This is a genomic window from uncultured Shewanella sp. (assembly GCF_947497935.1).
Classification (GTDB): Bacteria; Pseudomonadota; Gammaproteobacteria; order Enterobacterales; family Shewanellaceae; genus Shewanella.
Map to the genome: position 1 here is coordinate 96,418 of NZ_CANMIO010000011.1, position 18,136 is coordinate 114,553.

Consider the following 18,136-nt stretch of genomic DNA (forward strand, 5'->3'; position numbering starts at 1 on the left):
CACCCCAAATTATTATTTGGGGTGACAAGATGTGTACTTTAGACTAACCACAATTTAATTGCGCTTGCTGCTGACATTGCGCTAAAGACTGTTCTGCAGACTCTAGCCCTAGACAATAATCAAATCTGAGAATTCTCTTTTCAGACATCGCACTCTGTTGTGGTTCTAACTGCTCCCAACGCCAACCTTTAATCTCTTTTTTAGTGTACTTGCCCAAGTGTTTATTCGGAATGGAACTGACTACTCCAACATTTTCAGTCGTTCCATCTTCTGTAATATCAAATGACAAGACTGTGCAACCCTGAATTCTAGCTTTCGCCAGTTCTATTGGATAGTTAACTAAAGGAGTCGGCGCGTCAATTTCTTCACGATGCCAGATTTTAGGCGTATCCATGGCTACTTCTGTCAGTAATACTTCTCCATAAATACGATTTATTTTGCCCGTCTTCGCGTGACTTACTTGCGCTAATAACAGCAACAGCACCGCACATCCGATTAATTTCATATACATTCCTTTGTGTAGTTTTGAACTTTAAATGACTATTTATATCAATCAGTATAAGTAGCTAATCTACTCAGGTCGTTTTTGGCAAACCAATTCAAGACAAATAGCTGAAAGGGTGGTTATTCCCTTGTGAAGCTGTTCAACGCAGAAATAGATACTGTGTTAACGAGCTTAAACATTGAATAACTATGCTCTTCACTCGTTGCAAACACCATGGATTCTGCGAATGTCATTGATGCACGACGATATAGAAGGTGCTGTTACCGAGGAGCAATTAATGATCCGACCTAATAATCGCTAAACGCTCGCTGAGCGATTAAATCTTTATAGTGATTGTTATTAACCTACTTTATTCAAGCGTAAAAAAATATCCTTAATCGATAAGGTGTCGACAAGAAACCAACCCAACCTCAACAAATCACAAGTAAATACACCGCAAACACTCAACATTAACCCGAAGTTCTCTTAGCATTCTTGTAAAAACTATTGCCCTGAACCAGCTTTATATTAAAAGCTTCACAGAGCTTATAACGCTATTTTACAACCAAGATTAAGCCATTGGCTTTCGCCTTTTTCCCTGCTAACTTGCATGCTACACTCGGCCTCACTTTCTTGAATCTTAAACTGATACTCCCCTATGAAACAGTTGCTCGACTTTTTACCTTTAATTATCTTTTTTGCTGTCTATAAATTTTTTGATATTTACGTTGCCAGTGGCGCGTTAATCGCAGCAACAGCGCTGCAACTCGTTATCAGTTATATGCTGTATAAGAAGCTTGAAAAAATGCACCTGATTACATTCGTAATGGTGACTGTATTTGGCTCACTCACGCTTATCTTACACGACGATTCTTTCATTAAATGGAAAGTCACCATCGTTTACGCCCTATTTGCCATCGCTTTGGGCGTCAGTCAAATCATGAACAAGCCCCTGCTCAAGAGCATGCTTGGCAAAGAACTCATCGTCGAAGATAAGATATGGGCACGTGTGACTTGGTACTGGGTAAGTTTTTTTGTGGTTTGCGGCCTAGTGAACATCTACGTTGCTTTTAGTTTATCTCAAGAAACTTGGGTTAACTTTAAGGTATTTGGTTTGACCGCACTGACGCTGGTCAATACTGTATTAACCGTGGTTTACCTGTTTAAAAACATGTCTGAAGAAGATCGTAAGGAACTCAAATAATGTGGTACATGATTTCATCGCAAGATATTGAAAATAGCTTAGAGAAACGTCTATCCGTTCGTGCAGATCACTTAGCGCGTCTACAACTGTTAGCCGACGAAGGACGACTACTGATCGCCGGCCCTCACCCAGCAATTGACAGTGACAATCCAGGTGAAGCGGGCTTTACGGGATCGTTAGTGGTTGCCGATTTCGCCTCACTTGAAGATGCACAGCGCTGGGCCGATGCCGACCCTTATATCGCTGCTGGCGTATATGAAAGCATTATAGTTAAGCCTTACAAACTAGTATTACCGTAATTAAGAAGGACCATGCAGTGAAGATTGTTTCATTTAATATCAATGGATTGCGAGCAAGATTGCACCAGCTTCAAGCGCTTATCGATAGCCATCAGCCAGACGTTATTGGCCTGCAAGAGACAAAAGTGCATGACGAAGCGTTTCCCCTCGCTGACGTTGAAGCCATGGGCTATAAGGTGCACTACCATGGCGGTAAGGCACATTATGGTGTTGCCATGCTGTCTAAGCTTGAGCCTTTAAAAGTGCAGAAAGGATTCCCGACTGACGAAGATGATGCACAACGTCGGATGATCATGGGCACCTTCAGCCAAGAGAACGGCCGCCCATTAACCGTACTCAACGGCTACTTCCCTCAGGGAGATAACATCAGCCATGAGACTAAGTACCCAGCTAAGCGTAAGTTCTACAAAGACCTGATGCTTTATTTGAATGAGTATCACAACAGTGACGAAGATATCGCTATCATTGGCGACATCAACATCTCTCCTGTGGACTTAGATATCGGCATTGGTGAGCCTAACGCTAAACGTTGGCTTAAAACTGGCAAGTGCAGTTTCCAACCAGAAGAGCGCGAATGGTTGAAAACCCTGATGGACTGGGGCCTAGTCGATACCTTCCGTGAACTCCACCCAGAGCGCAGTGAACGCTACTCTTGGTTCGACTACCGCAGTAAAGGCTTTGTGGATAATCGTGGTCTACGTATCGACGTAGTACTGGCGAGTAAATCGTTAGCAGAACGTCTTATTGAGTCAGATGTAGATTACGATCTACGCGGTATCGAGAAACCCTCTGATCATGCGCCGATTTGGAGCACATTCAGCTAATTGAGCTCTATACTGGTTAGCTTATTTAAAGCTAACCGCCATAAAAAATGCCAGCAATTGCTGGCATTTTTTTATTGGGCTTATTTAGACTCGTTAAAATAAAAACATTTAACTAACAACATAGTCTACACCTAACTGACCTTATATTGGCCTAAAATCTGTTCTAAACCTCTAGAAGAACCCGCTAAATTAGTCGCTAGATCTACCGAACTTTGAGCCGTTTGCTTAATTGTTTCAGCCTGAGCGCGAATATCATTCAACTGAGTTGCAATTTCACGTGAAGCCGCGCTTTGCTCCTCCGATGATGCCGCTATCAGAGAGCTCATATCAAACACTATGCTGATAGACTCGGCCATACTATTCACATCTTGGCCTACTGACTCAATGGCCGTCCTGCCTTTATCTGCTTGAGATACGATATCATTGGTAATATTTGAAAGCTTACCGGTGCCCGTTTGTAATCCTTCAATCATAGATTGGATCTCAACCGTCGCTTGCTGGGTTCGGCTCGCCAGCGTCCTCACCTCATCGGCCACTACAGCAAAGCCTCTGCCCTGCTCTCCCGCGCGAGCAGCCTCAATAGCCGCATTAAGTGCTAGGAGGTTCGTCTGCTCCGAAATACTATTAATCGTTGTCACTACAGCGCCAATATCTGAAGCCGCTTCAGACAAGTCTTGCACCGATACCGAGGCTTCAGAGATTTTTGTACTGAGTACAGCAATACGCGCAACCGCTTCTGTAATTAACGTCTGACTATTGGAAGCCTGCGCCGCATTCTGCTGAGTCTGATCTGAGGTATTAGAGGCACTGTGGGAAACCTCTTCCACCGCTGCCGTCATCTGTGCCATGGCTACGGCAACGGTATCGAGGAATTGATGCTGGTAATCGGTTAGCTCTACGCTATGTCCCGCTTGCTGAGTAAACTCATCCGCCGCCTCATTTAGGGTCTGTGCATTACGTGAAATCGCCTGCACCATCTCACTCATATTATCGGCGCTACGGTCAATCTCTCGGGCAATAAGGCTAAAATCATCTTTACCAAAGAAGTTAAGCCTTTGACTTAAATCGCCATCGGCCAAACGCTTGATGGCCATATACATATCCCATAAGCCGCCACCGAGTGAAGTCGACACCCAGTAACTTATCAAGAACAGGGGTAATAACCCAGCAAAGGCTAACAGCAGCAGCTTATTGGCATGAGACTGCGCCGCTTGCTCCCAACTCGTTACGTCAACTTGAGCCGTTAACGCCTTATCGCCAACTTCAGCACTGACGGTCAGTAAGTTATTGCGTCGCTCGGTAATCGAACTGCCAGAGACTCTGAGATCGGCTTGTTGAGCAAACTCGGCCAGAGCGCTTCCTGTCAGAGCTTGAGATTTAGCGATAACAGCATAGGCATCGATACTCGACTGAGCACGGTTTAAAGAGGAGGATTCGATTAATGATTGGGTATTGCTGTAGTTGAGCGTGGCGATAGCAGCAGTGATCATTGCCACCATGGTACAAATCACCCAGAATTTACCGTTCAAGCTAAGTTTGATTAGTACAGCATCGACTTTACGAAAACTAATCTGTTTCATTATGATTTTCCTTGGCTTAGCCTTACGCATACAACTTAACTATCGCTTAACTCTGACAAAATTAGGCGAGATAAGGGGTATGCGTAACTATTTTTATAATTATTAATAACACACAGAATTAATATCACACAGAGCGAAAATACATGCTATGACTCTTTAATCTCAGCTCCTAAATTACCCTGCATTTTCTGAGTCAGGTTAATAAGCTGACCCGTGAGCAAACTCATGCTATATCCAAGCACGGCTCCAATTAGCAATGGCGGAAGAATCGCCGCAACATCACCACCCATCGCAAAAGTAATACAGCAACCGATAAAGGCGCCTGGAATAAATGCCAACTTTTGGTAACTCGCTTGTAAGCACATCGCCGCAGTTGCAATCCCCGTAAAGGTATACCCCATCACTGGCGATACAAAAAAGCTGCTACCCGATATGATTAACCAGCCCCAAAATACACCGGACAGATTAGTCGTCATCGCCATCAGCATGCCCTTTATACCTGAATGGGTTTGAGCAAAGAAAGTGCTGCAACTTAGAAAACCTATCCATGTCACAAGATGGAGTGCATCAGCAACACCGGCCCATACTGCTGCGAGTAAACCTGCTGAAATAGCAATCTGCCAACGATTTTCCATAGCGAACCTCTTTACATTAAATCTACTCGACTAATACGCTCATAGAGAGTCGATTAGTATCAGGTGAGCTAAATTACCTTTTTTATATGTAAAAAAACACGATCTAAACCCAATTATCCGGCTTAATTGCTGACAAATCGCACAAAAATGCCAATTTTGTAGTAAAAAAACTGATTTATCGCTAACGAAAAGTGAAATTTCAGCGTGATATAAAATATTCAATTACTGGCGATTTGGGTTCAGCTTAGTGGTCTAAGTGATGTGAACTATTGAAACGTTGAGGAACTGCGATATCAAACAGCCTCTCCTATTACGAAGAGGCTGGTAAAGGTATTTGAAGTGACTGATTTAGCGACTAGCTAAATAGTTGATCGGCTACAAAGGGATTTTGTACTCGCTCATCACCAAAGGTCGATAGTGGACCGTGACCAGGAATAAACTGGACATCACTGCCTAGTGGCCAAAGTTTTTGGGTGATCGAGTCAATCAAATCTTGATGATTCGATAGCGGGAAGTCAGTTCGGCCGATAGAGCCTCTAAACAACACATCACCGACCCAAGCTAACTTTGCCGATTGAGCAAAAAACACCACATGACCAGGTGTATGCCCAGGGCAATGCAGTACCTGTAAAATTTGATTACCGACCTTAACTTCGTCGCCCTCTTCGAGATATTGCGTTGGCGTAAAAGCGTCACAATGCACAAAACCAAAATGTTGGCTCTGTTTCGGTAAACTATCTAACCAGTAATCATCGGCCTTATGGGGGCCAATAATGGGCACACTAAGTTGCTCGGCTAATGATTTCGCCGCACCAACATGATCAATATGGCCGTGAGTCAGTAATACTTTTTCCACCACCACATTATTTTTGGCCGCTTCTTCTAGAATACGCTCGATATTCCCACCCGGATCGACTACCGCCGCTTTCATGGTCTGTTCGCACCAGATTAAACTACAATTTTGCTGAAATGGGGTGACGGGTATTAACTGATACTTCATCGATAATCACCTAAGGCTCTATGTTTCGCTGTGAATGAATAAAGATTACGCCATGTTGGCCGCTTCGACTATCTATAATTAGGATAATTTGATCTAACGCTCACAAAATCTGCATTATATTTTTTCCTCATCCAATCTCGGTTTGTAGCGATCCCTTTCCATTAGTATAAACACTGCATTGCTAATAAAAATTGGTATAGAATCGGGGGTTATTCGTTCGCCTTCATTCTGGCAAGTGATTGTCCGATTGATGTCGCAACCTTAAGTTACAACCTAACAAGAACTCCTAATAAAAGGTCGACTCTATGACTTGTGAATTGTCTACACCACTCACTTTTTCTGGCATGATTGCCCGTAAACACCAGTTTTGTTTGCCCCTCGATTATCAAAAGCCTGATGGCGAGCAAATCTCGGTATTTGCTCGTGAGATCTCAAGCCCTGAAAATCAGGATAAAGCCTTGCCTTTTATTGTTTTCTTTCAAGGGGGGCCAGGTTTTGGCGCGGTCCGTCCCGCGGCAAATGGTGGCTGGATCCAGCGAGCCCTCAAAGAGTTCCGAGTATTGCTACTCGATCAACGTGGTACAGGACTGTCAACGCCGGTGAGCTTTGCCAGTTTGGCGCATCTTTCGGCCGAGCAACAAGCCGAATACCTTAACCATTTTAGAGCCGACAATATCATTCGTGATGCAGAGTCTATTCGTAAACAGCTCACCAATGATGAGAAGTGGACCATTCTAGGACAAAGTTTTGGTGGTTTTTGCGTACTCAAATACTTAAATGATGCACCCGAAGGACTCGCAGAGGCCTATATTACTGGCGGTATCCCCTCACTGACCCGCAGTGCCGATGATGTGTACCAAGCAACTTACAAACGTGTGCTGACAAAAAACCAAGACTTTTTTAACCGTTTTAGCGATGCTCATGATCTGGTTAAAGCCCTAGCACGCCACATCCAAGACAACGAAGTGATCTTAGCCACAGGCGAGCGCCTAACAGTTGAAATGTTGCAGTTACTTGGGATCAATATCGGCATGGAGCAAGGACCAGAAAGCGTCTATTACCTGCTAGAACAAGCGTTAATCGAAACGGCATCAGGGACACAAGTTAACCCTCTTTTCTTGGCGCACTTCTGCCAACTACTCGATTTCAATACAAACCCCATATTTGCCATGTTGCATGAGTCTATCTATTGCCAACAATCAGCGTCTAACTGGGCGGCACATCGTGTTCGGCAGCAGTATCCAGAATTTAACTATCAAGCCGATAAGCCATTCTTGTTTACTGGCGAGATGGTCTATCCGTGGATGTTCGAGCAGTTCAATAATCTCAAACCGCTACAGCAAGCGGCACTGAAACTCGCTCAGAAACAAGACTGGCCTAACCTATATCAAATCGACAAACTTGCCGATAATCAGGTACCTGTCGCCGCCGCGATCTATAGTGAAGATATGTTCGTTGAGATGCAGTACAGCCTTGAAACTGCAGCTCAAGTCGGCAACCTAAAATATTGGTTAACATCGGAGTATGAACACAATGGTATTCGTATGGATGGTGAGCATATTCTAGATAGATTAATTGCAATTAATCGCGGGGAAAAGCTGCGTTAATTAATAAACTCTTAAGCTTGATAGGACATTATGTAATCTGTTCCTCACCTGTATCACTTTCGCAAGCCTTATCAAGGCTTGCTTTTTTTTACCTAGAAATCCCCCCTTCTTATCCGCATTGGAAAATCCACGCTTTAGCGCACATACTTTTTACTATCGGCTCGGTATTTATCCGGTTAGGCCCGATCCAAATTTTGTGTACATGGTCTGCTTAGGGGGCATTTATGAACAGTGACAAACTCGCCACGCTACCGGCTGAGATCTTAGTTGGTATTGCCAATGAGCACCTGCGTTTACACTGTAAAGACCAGCAGGCGCTGTTTTATGATCTTGATATATCAAGTGAGCTATTGGAGCAAAAACTGGCTGCTAGCGGATTTGAGTACGACCCAAGCTGCAACCAATATAAGCCCCGCTGACAACTAAAGCTCTGAAGCCCTAATGCTTTGAGCTACACAGCAACAGTCATCTCTTAGCTTCATTGATCGCGTCATAGTCTAAACCTAAGTTTAGCGACTAAAGGCGCCTACTTTAGCCGAGCAAATATATACATCGGCCTTGAGACCAGTTTCTCTTTGGTAATCACGCTCAACCACAGTTTTTACAACATCTACCAGACCGTGAGGCACTAAAGCGACAACACACCCTCCAAAGCCCCCACCAGTCATTCTCACCCCGCCATTGCTGCCAATAACCTTAGATACACAGTCAACCAGATAATCGACTTCTGTAGTGGTCACCTCAAAATCATCCCTAAGAGAAGCATGGGAGTCCTGCATCAACTGACTCATCTTAGCGATATCACCTATGGTTAAGGCCTCGAACGCCTGTAAAGTTCGCTTGCTTTCCAGTATCACATGCCGCGCTCGTTTAAAGATCAGCTCAGGGAGATCCCCCTTTGCCGCCTCTAAGTCTTGTATGCTGACATCGCGCAGCGAAGGCTGATTAAAAAACTGTGCGGCTTGATTGCATTGCTCCCGCCTATCGTTATATTCACTCCCCACGAGTTGGCGTTGAACATTGGAGTTAATCACCACCACTCGTAACGAGTCAGCAAGAGTGACATAGCGATAACTCAAGTCTTGGCAGTCGAGAAGCATGGCTTGATTATCTTGGCCTAATGCCGAAATAAGCTGATCCATAATGCCGCAGTTACAGCCTACAGAGACGTTTTCGGCTTGCTGGCCAATCAATGCCGCACTGATCCCATCCATCTGAATATCATAAAGCTGCGTCAAGGCTTTGATTAATGCGATCTCTAAAGACGCCGATGAACTTAGCCCAGCTCCCTGTGGAATATTGCCGCTGATCAAGAGATCGCAACCCTGTATAGAGCCTGCATTATCGATAGGCTTGTCGAGTGAATCGAAATGGCTTAACAAGGCTTGGAATACGCCTTTAACGTAGTGCCCCCAGCCAACATGCTCATCAAAGCTAATAGCGTCCAGATGAAAGCTTACTCTTTCGTCATTAAGATCATTTGCAATCACATTGATACGAAGATCATCGCGCTTTCTCGCCACGACATAGGTTCCCATATCAATGGCAGCAGGCAACACAAAGCCGTCATTATAATCGGTATGGTCACCAATGATATTCACCCGACCCGGTGCATAAGCTACCCGCTCTGCCTCGACTTGATAGAGCTGCTTAAACCTATCGCGTATTTTAAGTTCATCCATCACTCTTGCTCCAATTTGTAATGAACGCCACGGGCATCTCTTAGGCTCAGAGCTGCCTGCTCTGGCGTGATATCTCGCTGGGTTTCGGCGAGCATTTCATATCCGACCATGAACTTTTTAACGCTAGCACTGCGCAGTAACGGCGGATAGAAATGAGCATGTAAGCGCCACTCACTATGTTTTAACCCGTCATAAGGTGCGCCTTGCCAGCCCATAGAGTAAGGAAATGAGCACTGAAATAAATTGTCATAACAGGTCGTCAGCTGCTTTATGATCTCCGCTAACGACGTTTGGGCCGTCTGATTTAAATCGGTCATTCGCTGGATCTCAAAGCGGGGTAGCAGCAAGGTTTCAAAGGGCCAGGCAGCCCAATAAGGTACTACCACCAGCCAGTCATCATTACATACAACTATGCGCTCTTGGCGCTCCAGCTCTTTATCCACGTAATCTGCGAGTAAGTTACTGCCGTGGGTTTGGATGTAAGCCAATAAGTTACCTTGCTTAATATCAACTAAACTTGGCAGTTGTTGTTGCGCCCAAATCTGCCCATGGGGGTGAGGGTTAGAACACCCCATGGCCGCACCTTTGTTCTCAAAAATCTGTACCCAAGAATAATCACGTCCAAGCTCAGCACTCTGTTCTCGCCATGTCTTAACCACCTGCTCTATTTCTGCTACAGACAATAAAGGTAAAGTCTTGGAGTGATCGGGGGAAAAGCAGATCACCCGGCTTTCGCCTCTTTCGGTACTAAATCGAAATAATGGATCGTCATCACTCGACACTGGCGTATCGGGAACTAAAGCTGAGAAGTCATTTTTAAACACGAAAGTAGATTGATAATCCGGGTTGATCTCACCGTTAACCCGAGTGTTACCCGCACATAAAAAACATTCGCTATCATGGCTAGGTGATGAAGAGGTATCTGATGCTTCTACCTGTCCCAGCCAAGGTCGCTTTGCCCTGTGGGGAGCCAGTAATACCCACTCAGACGTTAGTGGGTTATAGCGTCGATGAGAGTGTTCACAGGGATCAAAATGTACATCTGTTATTTGCGTCATGACCATGATTGATAGGCTGAGTATGAATACCCCGTATGCTCATCTAGTTGAACCTAGGAGTCATTCCTGAAAAGGTGCTTTTAACTCCCAATAAAACTCCCATCATCGGCTACTTGAATGACAATCCCCTATTAAAAAGATAATCAGGCCTTTCAATTGGCAAAACCCTTTGGAATATCAACCAGATAAACTTGCATCATAAGTTATGGTATTTGGCTATTTTGATAATTTTTTATTATTGATATATTTACTGTTATCATCCAATTAAGTACCGCACTTCATTGTGAATTAAATCACGTACCGACAGCATGCTCAGAAGGCATGTTGAAAATTCGGAGAACGCTATGCTTAATCCTATTTGGCTAAAGACCTTTACAACCCTTATCGAGACAGGCCACTTCACTCATACCGCAGAAAAGCTGTATATGACTCAACCGGGTGTCAGCCAACAAATCAAGAAGCTCGAACAGGCCTGTGGCTACTCTCTGATTAAAAGAGTGAAGAAACAATTTGAAATTACCGAGCAAGGCAGGCAAGTCTACGAGTACGCTCAACAGATAGCGGCACAAGAAATTAAACTGATTGAGAACCTAGGCTTCGATGATCCAGATTCAGGCCAATGCCGTTTATCTTGTTCAGGCACTTTAGCACTTTTGTATTATCCGAAACTGATCAAACTACAGCAGGAACATCCGGCACTGTCGATGCATATAGAGGCTGCACCAAACTATAAAATACTGAAAGATATTACTGAAGGAACGATCGACATAGGCGTTGTCACCCAGCGGCCAAGTCTAGGTGAGTTCAACATTGAAGATATCGGCCTTGAAGCACTTTGCCTTATCATGCCAAAACGCTATCAAAATAGCGTCATTGATCCTCAATCTCTGAGGCAATGTGGTGTTATTAGTCACCCAGATGCTCCACACTACTTATCACGCTACTTTGACCTGTGCGCAACCCCTGAGTTTGCAGAAGTGAATATCAACCAAATCCCCATAACAAGTTATGTTAATCAGCTCAGTCAGATCTTGTTGCCAATCTCCCAAGGGCTTGGGTTTACCGTACTGCCAAAGAGTGCATTAGACAGTTTTGTAAATAGAGATCAGCTTCATGTACATAGCCCACATAAAGCCGTTACAGAGTCACTCTATTTAGTTTCTAAACGAAATAGAGAGCTGCCTGCACGATATATTGCCGTGAAAAACATCTTAAAAACGAGTCACAAAATATCATAACAACTCGGACCAATCTTGTACTCCTAGCGTAAATTTTATGTATTGATAACGATAGTAATTAGTTAACTTGCATTTTCACTCGATTCAGTTCAAGAAGTGTTAAATAGGTCTAATTGTGTAATTTATTTACACAATTAGACTTGAAACACTATTTATTCACGGCCTAAGTATGCGAAAATACCATTAATGAGTGGTTAACTTTCAGTTCGCCACTCCTTCAGTCGCCTTATAGCTTACAAGCCTACTTTTCACCTACAAGCCAAAATTAGACCTGAAATGAACTCATATTCGCTCAAGAAAAAGATCCTTCTATCAGTTGTGCTAGCCTTTTCCGTCGTAATAGGACTGCTATCATGGCAAAGTTATTCCAGTCAAAAACAACTGTTAATGAAAAGCAGTACCGATCAAGTACGCCAACTTGGCGAGCAACAAGCAAAACAGATCGAGGAATGGCTAGCCGATCGTAAAAGAATCGTAGCCGCAATGGCTGAAAAAGTTAATGGTGATAGCCTAAGTGTTCTGCAGCAGGCTCAACTATCTGGTCCTTTTGAATTGTCCTATTTCGGCTCTCAATCTGGCCAAATGTTAGACTCTGATCCTAGTATCGACCGTACTGGCTACGATCCTCGCAGTCGCGGATGGTATCAGCAGGCCATCACTAAGCAAGGAGCCATTCTAACCAAGCCTTATATCGATGTTGCCTACAACATTCTTGTCGTTTCCATGGCACAACCCGCTAAAGGCGGCGTTGTGGGCAGTGACCTCTCCATTGCGAGCCTGGTAGATAATGTTAACAACATGAACTTACCAGCCAAGGGTTACGCCATCATGATGCATAAAGATGGCACAGTTATCGCCTATAAAGACCATGCTAAATCCATGGGACCAATACAAAATATTGATCGTCAGCTTAACGCTCAAATTGCTTCTAAAAGCCGTCAGGCAGGTAGCTTATTGCCGCTGTACTTTGAAAGTGAGGGGCGAGATAAATTACTTTGGGGTGCAGAGATCCCCAATACCGACTGGGAACTGATCTTTGTTCTTGATAAAGAAACCTTAGAAGCGCCGTTAAGTAAGCTGCTGATGACGCAACTAGGTTTGTCTGCGCTCGCTTTGTTATTTAGCGTCTTAGCTATCTCTTGGTTCTTAAGCATTCTACTCGCCCCTTTGAGCCGTGTATCACAAGCTTTAGCCCACATAGCAGACGGTAATGGTGACTTAACCCAGCGTATTGAAGTCGACACTCAAGATGAAGTAGGTGTATTAGCCACAAGCTTTAACCGTTTTGTAGGTAGCCAACATCAACTCATCAGCCATATTCGTCAACTAGCCAGCGAGCTAGATAGCGATGCTCAGCACAGCTTAGTGACCAACCAGACGACGGTTGATGAACTACAGCGTCAACAGCAAGAAGTCGCCATGGTTGCAACGGCGGTAACCGAAATGGCCAGTGCGACTCACGAGATCGCAGCCAACGCAGAAAACACTGCTACTGCGGCACAGCAATCTGCCACCAGTAGTGAGGAAGGTAAAGGCTTAGTCGACAAAACACGCGGTACGATTAACTCGTTAGCCAACGAAGTCGGTGAAGCGACTAATGTGATTGGCGAATTAAATCTTCATGCACAAGCTATCTCTGGCATTTTAACGACCATTCAAGGCATTGCGGAGCAAACAAACTTACTGGCATTAAACGCAGCTATAGAAGCGGCTCGCGCGGGTGAGCAAGGCCGTGGCTTTGCAGTGGTTGCTGATGAAGTCAGAGTGTTATCACGTCGAACTCAAGATTCGACGCAAGAGATCTACACCACTATTGAAACCTTGCAAAACACCACCAAAAAAGCGGTGTTATTAATGGAAAGTAGCCAAGGACTTGCCACTGACAGTGTTACTGACGTTAATGCAGCGGCCCATGCACTTGAAGAGATCACTCAAGCTGTTAATGTCATTTCAGATATGGCAGGCCAAATCGCAACCGCGGCAGAGGAACAAACTCAAGTGACCAATGAGATCACACAAAACACGGTAGCGATTAAAGATGTGACTGATGACATTACTGAATCAGCATTAGCGCATCTCGATCAAGCGCAAGCACTCAAAGATAGAGCCGATAATCTTAACTCGAAGGTAGCAACCTTTATCTTATAATCGCTAAGTTACGATAAATAGAGTAATAAAAAGGGAAGCCTAAACTGTGGATGACACAGCTAGCACTTCCCTTTTTTATTTCTAAACCGATTAACGCGGCGTTAAGTTCGCCACCCATCCGCCACTTGGTGCAAGAGTGATGCTTACTTTACTCTTTGATGTCACCGTTTCAGTTCTAGTTTGATAATCACTGGCATATTTATCGGCATTAATACCATCGGCGAAACTGCTCATCTGATATTTCTGTGTCTCATTCAATCCGAGCAAACTCAAGTCCAAGGTAAATTCACGCGCCATTGAGTTGCCCATGACACCGATAAACCACTGCTCACCTGAGCGCCTCGCGATAATAATGTGATCACTTATTTTGGCAGACAATACCTTAGTTTCATCCCATACCGTTGGTACTCGGCTGATAAACTCAGTGCTCTCATGCTCACGAAGATAGTGCGATGGTGTATCGGCTAGCATCTGCAGCGGGCTTTCAAACACCACATACATCGCCATCTGGTGCACTCTTGTGGTTTTACTCATTGGACGATTAAAATTAATCCTGAAATTATTAGGCTGAGCATTCACCATCGCGCCAGGAGTGTAATCCATAGGGCCTGCAAGCTGGCGGATAAAAGGCAGAGTTAAGTTGTGCTCAGCGGTGATGTAATCGCCCCATTTGTTGTGCTCAAGACCACGTACGCCTTCTCGAGTGATCACATTTGGATAAGCACGGCGTAGACCCGCTGGCTTATATGAACCATGAAAATCGACCAAGAGTTTGCGCTTAGCAGCTTGCTCAGCAATCTTCCAGTAATAGTTGACCATGGCTTGATCATCTCGCTGCATAAAGTCGACCTTTATGCCCGCTGCGCCCCACCGCTCGAATTGTGTTAATGCCTGCTCAAGTTCATTGTCTAACGTCTTCCAGATCACCCAGAGGATCACATCGACATTTTTACTCTTGCCATAGGTTATAATCTCCTTAATATCAATATCATCGACAACATTTAATACGCTATCTAAATGGTGCCACCCCTCATCTAACACTATATATTCGATACCATACTTGGCTGCAAAATCGATATAGTACTTATAGGTCTGGGTATTAATACCCGCTTGAAAATCGACACCAAACACATTATTAGCATTCCACCAATCCCACGCCACTTGCCCAGGTTTCACCCATGAGGCATCGATTGCTAACTCGTCTGCTAATAAATACGACAACTCGTTGGTGAGCAAGTCTGCATCAGCTTGGCCAATGGCAAAAATTCGCCAAGGAAATACGCCCGCTTTAGGTGCATGATCTATCACCAGCCTCTTAGCAATATAGTCTGCGCGCTTGAGGATATTCTCGTTTCTATCAGAGTCTTGTTTAAGCTCACTGTCGAGTACGACAGCAGGGAAGCGTGCATTAAAGCCCTGCTTATCACTGCCCTCTAGCCACAATCCAGGGTAATCCCTCAACCCTGTTTCGGTAATGACCAGCTTAATGCCATCAGCATCGACTAACAGCGGCAAGCTAGCAAACTGCTTAGGCGTAATTTCAGATAACTTTTTAGGTAAGTACAATCGCTCATTATGGCTAATAAAGCTGGTTTCTTCAGGAAACATTACCGAATGATCAGCAGCAAAATTAACCCCTACCGTTTCAGCCATCACCACTAATTCTCCGTGCTGTTCAGTGCTAAAGCGGTAGGCTAAACCTTGATCAAAGAGTCTAAAAGTAAGTGTTAGCTGGTTATCAAAAGTCAGTGCTAATTGGTTGTATTGCTCATCTATCCATTTAGATTTTTGCTGTACATGGGGCTGCAACTGACGCTCGACACTCGTACGCGCCAGATCAACAAGTTTCGCCTTAGATAAATTAGCCTGCATATCTTGAATCATTATGTCGGCAACGGCATTTTGCAAAACGAGCTTATCCGATACGATTAATGAGTAATGAACCCCTTGTTCGACATCTTGAGCAACACGCAATTGCAGTTGTCCATTGGGAGAGGCTAAGGTGTATGGGTCCGTGTTTTGACCGGCGTTAGCTAGATTAGCGGCATTAACCAGAACACATAGCGAAAGGGCCAAATTGATAACAAACAAAAACAGTGCTGGAAATTGAAAGCGTTGGGTAATCATAGCGATCTCGTAGGCAAGTTTGAGTCAATAACGTCGAAGGTAGTGTCAAAGCCAAATGATGATTAGGTTAAGTCGTTGCGACTTAACCTAATCTGTTTAACCTTTTTATAGGCTAACGCTGATAGGTGATTGTCCGTCCCAGTTGATCTGCTGCAATTGACCTTGCTCCTGCTCAATGGTGACGCTAAACCCTTTATCGGCGCCTTGTACGCGGCTCACACAGACATCGAAATTACTCTCAAACGCGCGAATATGCTTCAGGCACATATTGTTCCAACCAGTAGGTAAATACGGCGCGACATCGAAACGTTTGAAGCCTGTCGGCTCTATACCAAAAATGCCTTCTGTAACGACTCGAGCATAAAGGGCACTCTCAGCTGATAGATGGCGCTGATCGCCTTCAGGCCAAGCTTCTACTGCGTAAGGTACATGCTCGCCGAGTAAACGTTTGCGCGAGTAATACTTAAAGTAACGCATTGCCGTATCAGTCTCTTGAGCCGCAAAAATGCCTCTAAACGCATAGAGTGTTGCCCTATCCCAGAAAGTCTTATTGCCCGCCTCACTGTAGATCCCCTCAGGACTCCACAATTGTTCCGACAGTACAGCGGCAAGAGTTTGATCTTTGCGGTCAAAAATGCCAAATGAAAACGGTAGTGCAATCCAAGCTCTTAACTTATCGTTACCCTGATAGTATTGATAAGTATCGAAGCCTTGAACACTTGCACCGAAGTAACTCTCAATGTCTTTGGCAAGTTTAGTCGCACGCTGCTGATATTCAGCAGCGATACCTGTTCGCCCAAGCTCATTATTCAAGTGGCTGGCAGAAACCAGAGCGCCGTAGGTCAGCATATTGGTACTTAAATTAACATCACCTGCCGGGAATCGTCCTTCTAGCTCGTCGCTATCCGATGCAATCACTCCCTCGCTTGTTTGCTTGCCGTAACTAAAGTCGATACACCAATCAATCAAAGGCAGTAGCGCCTTAGCTTGCTCTTCATCGCCATAAGCCAGAGCAAATCGACTAGCGCCATAAGCGATCATGGCACAGTCGCCTCTGTCGCCTGCGCCGTTCCAGATATCATCCCCCTCGGCAATAATTGAGGATGGAATAGCCTTGCCTTCATCATTCATAAAGCGAGCAAAGTGCTCGAAACTATTAATCGCCGATTCATTACCGACTGCATTGCCTAAAAATGGGAAGAAAGGGTTGATATATTCAGCCTGATCATTAGCCCAAATAGCGGCGTAATAACGTCCGCCACCGGGAGCATGCATCAAACCTCCCTTAGTTCTAAAAATTGATTCAGCGCTACGAATTTTGGCGAACTCAAACATCTTGTTGATGTTTTCATCCGGGGTGACTAATTGAAGATTGTTATTCAAGCTAGCCACATAGGCTTGACGCAGTTCAAGTTCTTTTGCGGCATCAAACTCGCGCTTTTGACCAGCTTTAGTGGCTTTGAATTCTAGGTAAACCGTTAATGTATCACTCGGTGTTAATTCAAATACCCCGGATTTATCGCTAGCCCCTTCTATGCGATAGCTACCATATACCCCATCTTTAGCTGGAGTATCAACGCGATAATTGAGCTCGCCGATGCTCAGTTTTACGCTTTCATTACTCCTATTACTAAAGGTCAAAGCTTCAACCATTACTGGCTGAGCCGTACTTGGTGATAACAGACGCGTTATTTCGATTCCTTCGGCAATTTGACTCGTCAATGACAGTCGGCCATCGATACGAGCCTGCTTCAGCTTCTCTTGCGTAATAATCTGTTCATTGACGGTAATAGACGGCGAAACTGATAACGGGAAATCATGAATAAGACTGGCATGGGTATCATTTGGAATAGTGCGCAGCATAGGCCACACCAGCTTTCGCGTTAAGCTCAAATTTCCGTTAGCGTCGCTGCCATAGTAGATAATAGCTGAGGTTTGTTCGCCACTCATTTCAATATGATCTTCATGGCTATCTTTCACATTCCACACTAGACCATCGCCAGTTTGCTGCCAGCGATCGGTCAAGGTATCCGCTAAACCATTTAGATACTGCTTAGCTTGCTCTGCTTTGAGCTGTTCAGCTTTAATTTGTTCTTGCTCGGCTTGAGCAACTGATTGAGAGTCATTTGAACAAGCAGATAAAATAGCGATGGCACAGGCTGAGGTGGCAAATAGTTTTCTCATAGTTATCTCGTGATATAGGGCAATATTCAAGTCAGCTACTTAGCTAATAATCCAGCAATGTCATCG

At 44.5% G+C, this 18,136-nt stretch carries 15 protein-coding genes; 7 read left to right on the forward strand and 8 right to left on the reverse strand.

Annotated elements, in window-relative coordinates:
• Window positions 1–43 precede the first annotated feature (43 nt).
• Entirely contained in the window at window positions 44–505 is a 462-nt protein-coding gene (locus Q1A86_RS13765; protein ID WP_299807504.1) for an energy transducer TonB, read from the reverse strand.
• Between the two features lie 637 nt (window positions 506–1,142).
• Here Q1A86_RS13765 and Q1A86_RS13770 point away from each other — a divergent pair.
• The 3 genes from Q1A86_RS13770 to xthA are packed head-to-tail and all read left to right on the forward strand — an operon-like array spanning window position 1,143 to window position 2,811.
• Window positions 1,143–1,688: a septation protein A gene (locus Q1A86_RS13770; RefSeq protein ID WP_299807506.1), complete on the forward strand. Its 546-nt coding sequence runs from the start codon at window positions 1,143–1,145 to the stop codon at window positions 1,686–1,688.
• Complete coding sequence (locus Q1A86_RS13775; RefSeq protein ID WP_299807508.1) at window positions 1,688–1,987, forward strand: YciI family protein; 300 nt, start codon at window positions 1,688–1,690, stop codon at window positions 1,985–1,987. Before Q1A86_RS13770 ends, Q1A86_RS13775 begins: the two co-directional genes overlap by 1 nt.
• A gap of 17 nt (window positions 1,988–2,004) precedes the next feature.
• The gene (gene xthA / locus Q1A86_RS13780) at window positions 2,005–2,811 is read left to right on the forward strand and encodes an exodeoxyribonuclease III (RefSeq protein ID WP_299807509.1); all 807 of its coding nucleotides are present in this window, start codon (window positions 2,005–2,007) and stop codon (window positions 2,809–2,811) included.
• 131 nt (window positions 2,812–2,942) lie between these two features.
• Here the strand turns inward: xthA and Q1A86_RS13785 are convergent, their stop codons facing one another.
• From Q1A86_RS13785 to Q1A86_RS13795, 3 genes are all read right to left on the reverse strand, one after another.
• A complete protein-coding gene (locus tag Q1A86_RS13785) occupies window positions 2,943–4,391 on the reverse strand; it encodes a methyl-accepting chemotaxis protein (protein ID WP_299807511.1) in 1,449 nt (482 codons plus the stop codon).
• 146 nt (window positions 4,392–4,537) lie between these two features.
• A complete protein-coding gene (locus tag Q1A86_RS13790; RefSeq protein WP_299807513.1) occupies window positions 4,538–5,026 on the reverse strand; it encodes a DUF1097 domain-containing protein in 489 nt (162 codons plus the stop codon).
• Between the two features lie 355 nt (window positions 5,027–5,381).
• Window positions 5,382–6,026, reverse strand: a complete 645-nt coding sequence (locus tag Q1A86_RS13795; protein ID WP_299807515.1) for an MBL fold metallo-hydrolase — start codon at window positions 6,024–6,026, stop codon at window positions 5,382–5,384.
• Between the two features lie 305 nt (window positions 6,027–6,331).
• Here Q1A86_RS13795 and Q1A86_RS13800 point away from each other — a divergent pair, with 305 nt between their 5' ends.
• Window positions 6,332–7,633 (forward strand): alpha/beta fold hydrolase, encoded by a 1,302-nt coding sequence (locus tag Q1A86_RS13800; RefSeq protein WP_299807517.1) that lies wholly within the window; start codon window positions 6,332–6,334, stop codon window positions 7,631–7,633.
• Window positions 7,634–7,857: 224 nt separating this feature from the next.
• On the forward strand, window positions 7,858–8,052 hold the full coding sequence (locus Q1A86_RS13805; RefSeq protein ID WP_299807519.1) for a DUF4250 domain-containing protein: 195 nt from the start codon (window positions 7,858–7,860) through the stop codon (window positions 8,050–8,052).
• A 90-nt stretch (window positions 8,053–8,142) separates the two neighbouring features.
• On the opposite strand, the gene galK is transcribed toward Q1A86_RS13805, so the two are convergent.
• Both galK and Q1A86_RS13815 read right to left on the reverse strand, forming a co-directional pair.
• The gene (galK, locus tag Q1A86_RS13810) at window positions 8,143–9,315 is read right to left on the reverse strand and encodes a galactokinase (protein WP_299807521.1); all 1,173 of its coding nucleotides are present in this window, start codon (window positions 9,313–9,315) and stop codon (window positions 8,143–8,145) included.
• The gene (locus Q1A86_RS13815) at window positions 9,315–10,373 is read right to left on the reverse strand and encodes a UDP-glucose--hexose-1-phosphate uridylyltransferase (protein WP_299807523.1); all 1,059 of its coding nucleotides are present in this window, start codon (window positions 10,371–10,373) and stop codon (window positions 9,315–9,317) included. The genes galK and Q1A86_RS13815 overlap by 1 nt, the downstream gene beginning before the upstream one ends.
• Window positions 10,374–10,717: 344 nt before the next feature.
• Between Q1A86_RS13815 and Q1A86_RS13820 the strand changes: the two genes are divergently transcribed.
• Together Q1A86_RS13820 and Q1A86_RS13825 are read left to right on the forward strand one after the other, a co-directional pair.
• Window positions 10,718–11,611: a LysR family transcriptional regulator gene (locus Q1A86_RS13820; RefSeq protein WP_299807525.1), complete on the forward strand. Its 894-nt coding sequence runs from the start codon at window positions 10,718–10,720 to the stop codon at window positions 11,609–11,611.
• Window positions 11,612–11,887: 276 nt separating this feature from the next.
• Window positions 11,888–13,759, forward strand: coding sequence for a methyl-accepting chemotaxis protein (locus Q1A86_RS13825; RefSeq protein WP_299807527.1), 1,872 nt, complete (start codon window positions 11,888–11,890; stop codon window positions 13,757–13,759).
• Between the two features lie 90 nt (window positions 13,760–13,849).
• On the opposite strand, the gene Q1A86_RS13830 is transcribed toward Q1A86_RS13825, so the two are convergent.
• Both Q1A86_RS13830 and Q1A86_RS13835 read right to left on the reverse strand, forming a co-directional pair.
• Window positions 13,850–15,886 carry a glycoside hydrolase family 97 protein gene (locus Q1A86_RS13830; RefSeq protein ID WP_299807529.1) on the reverse strand — a complete coding sequence of 679 codons (2,037 nt, stop codon included), beginning with the start codon at window positions 15,884–15,886 and terminating at the stop codon, window positions 13,850–13,852.
• Between the two features lie 105 nt (window positions 15,887–15,991).
• Window positions 15,992–18,070 (reverse strand): hypothetical protein, encoded by a 2,079-nt coding sequence (locus Q1A86_RS13835; protein ID WP_299807531.1) that lies wholly within the window; start codon window positions 18,068–18,070, stop codon window positions 15,992–15,994.
• Window positions 18,071–18,136: the final 66 nt, after the last annotated feature.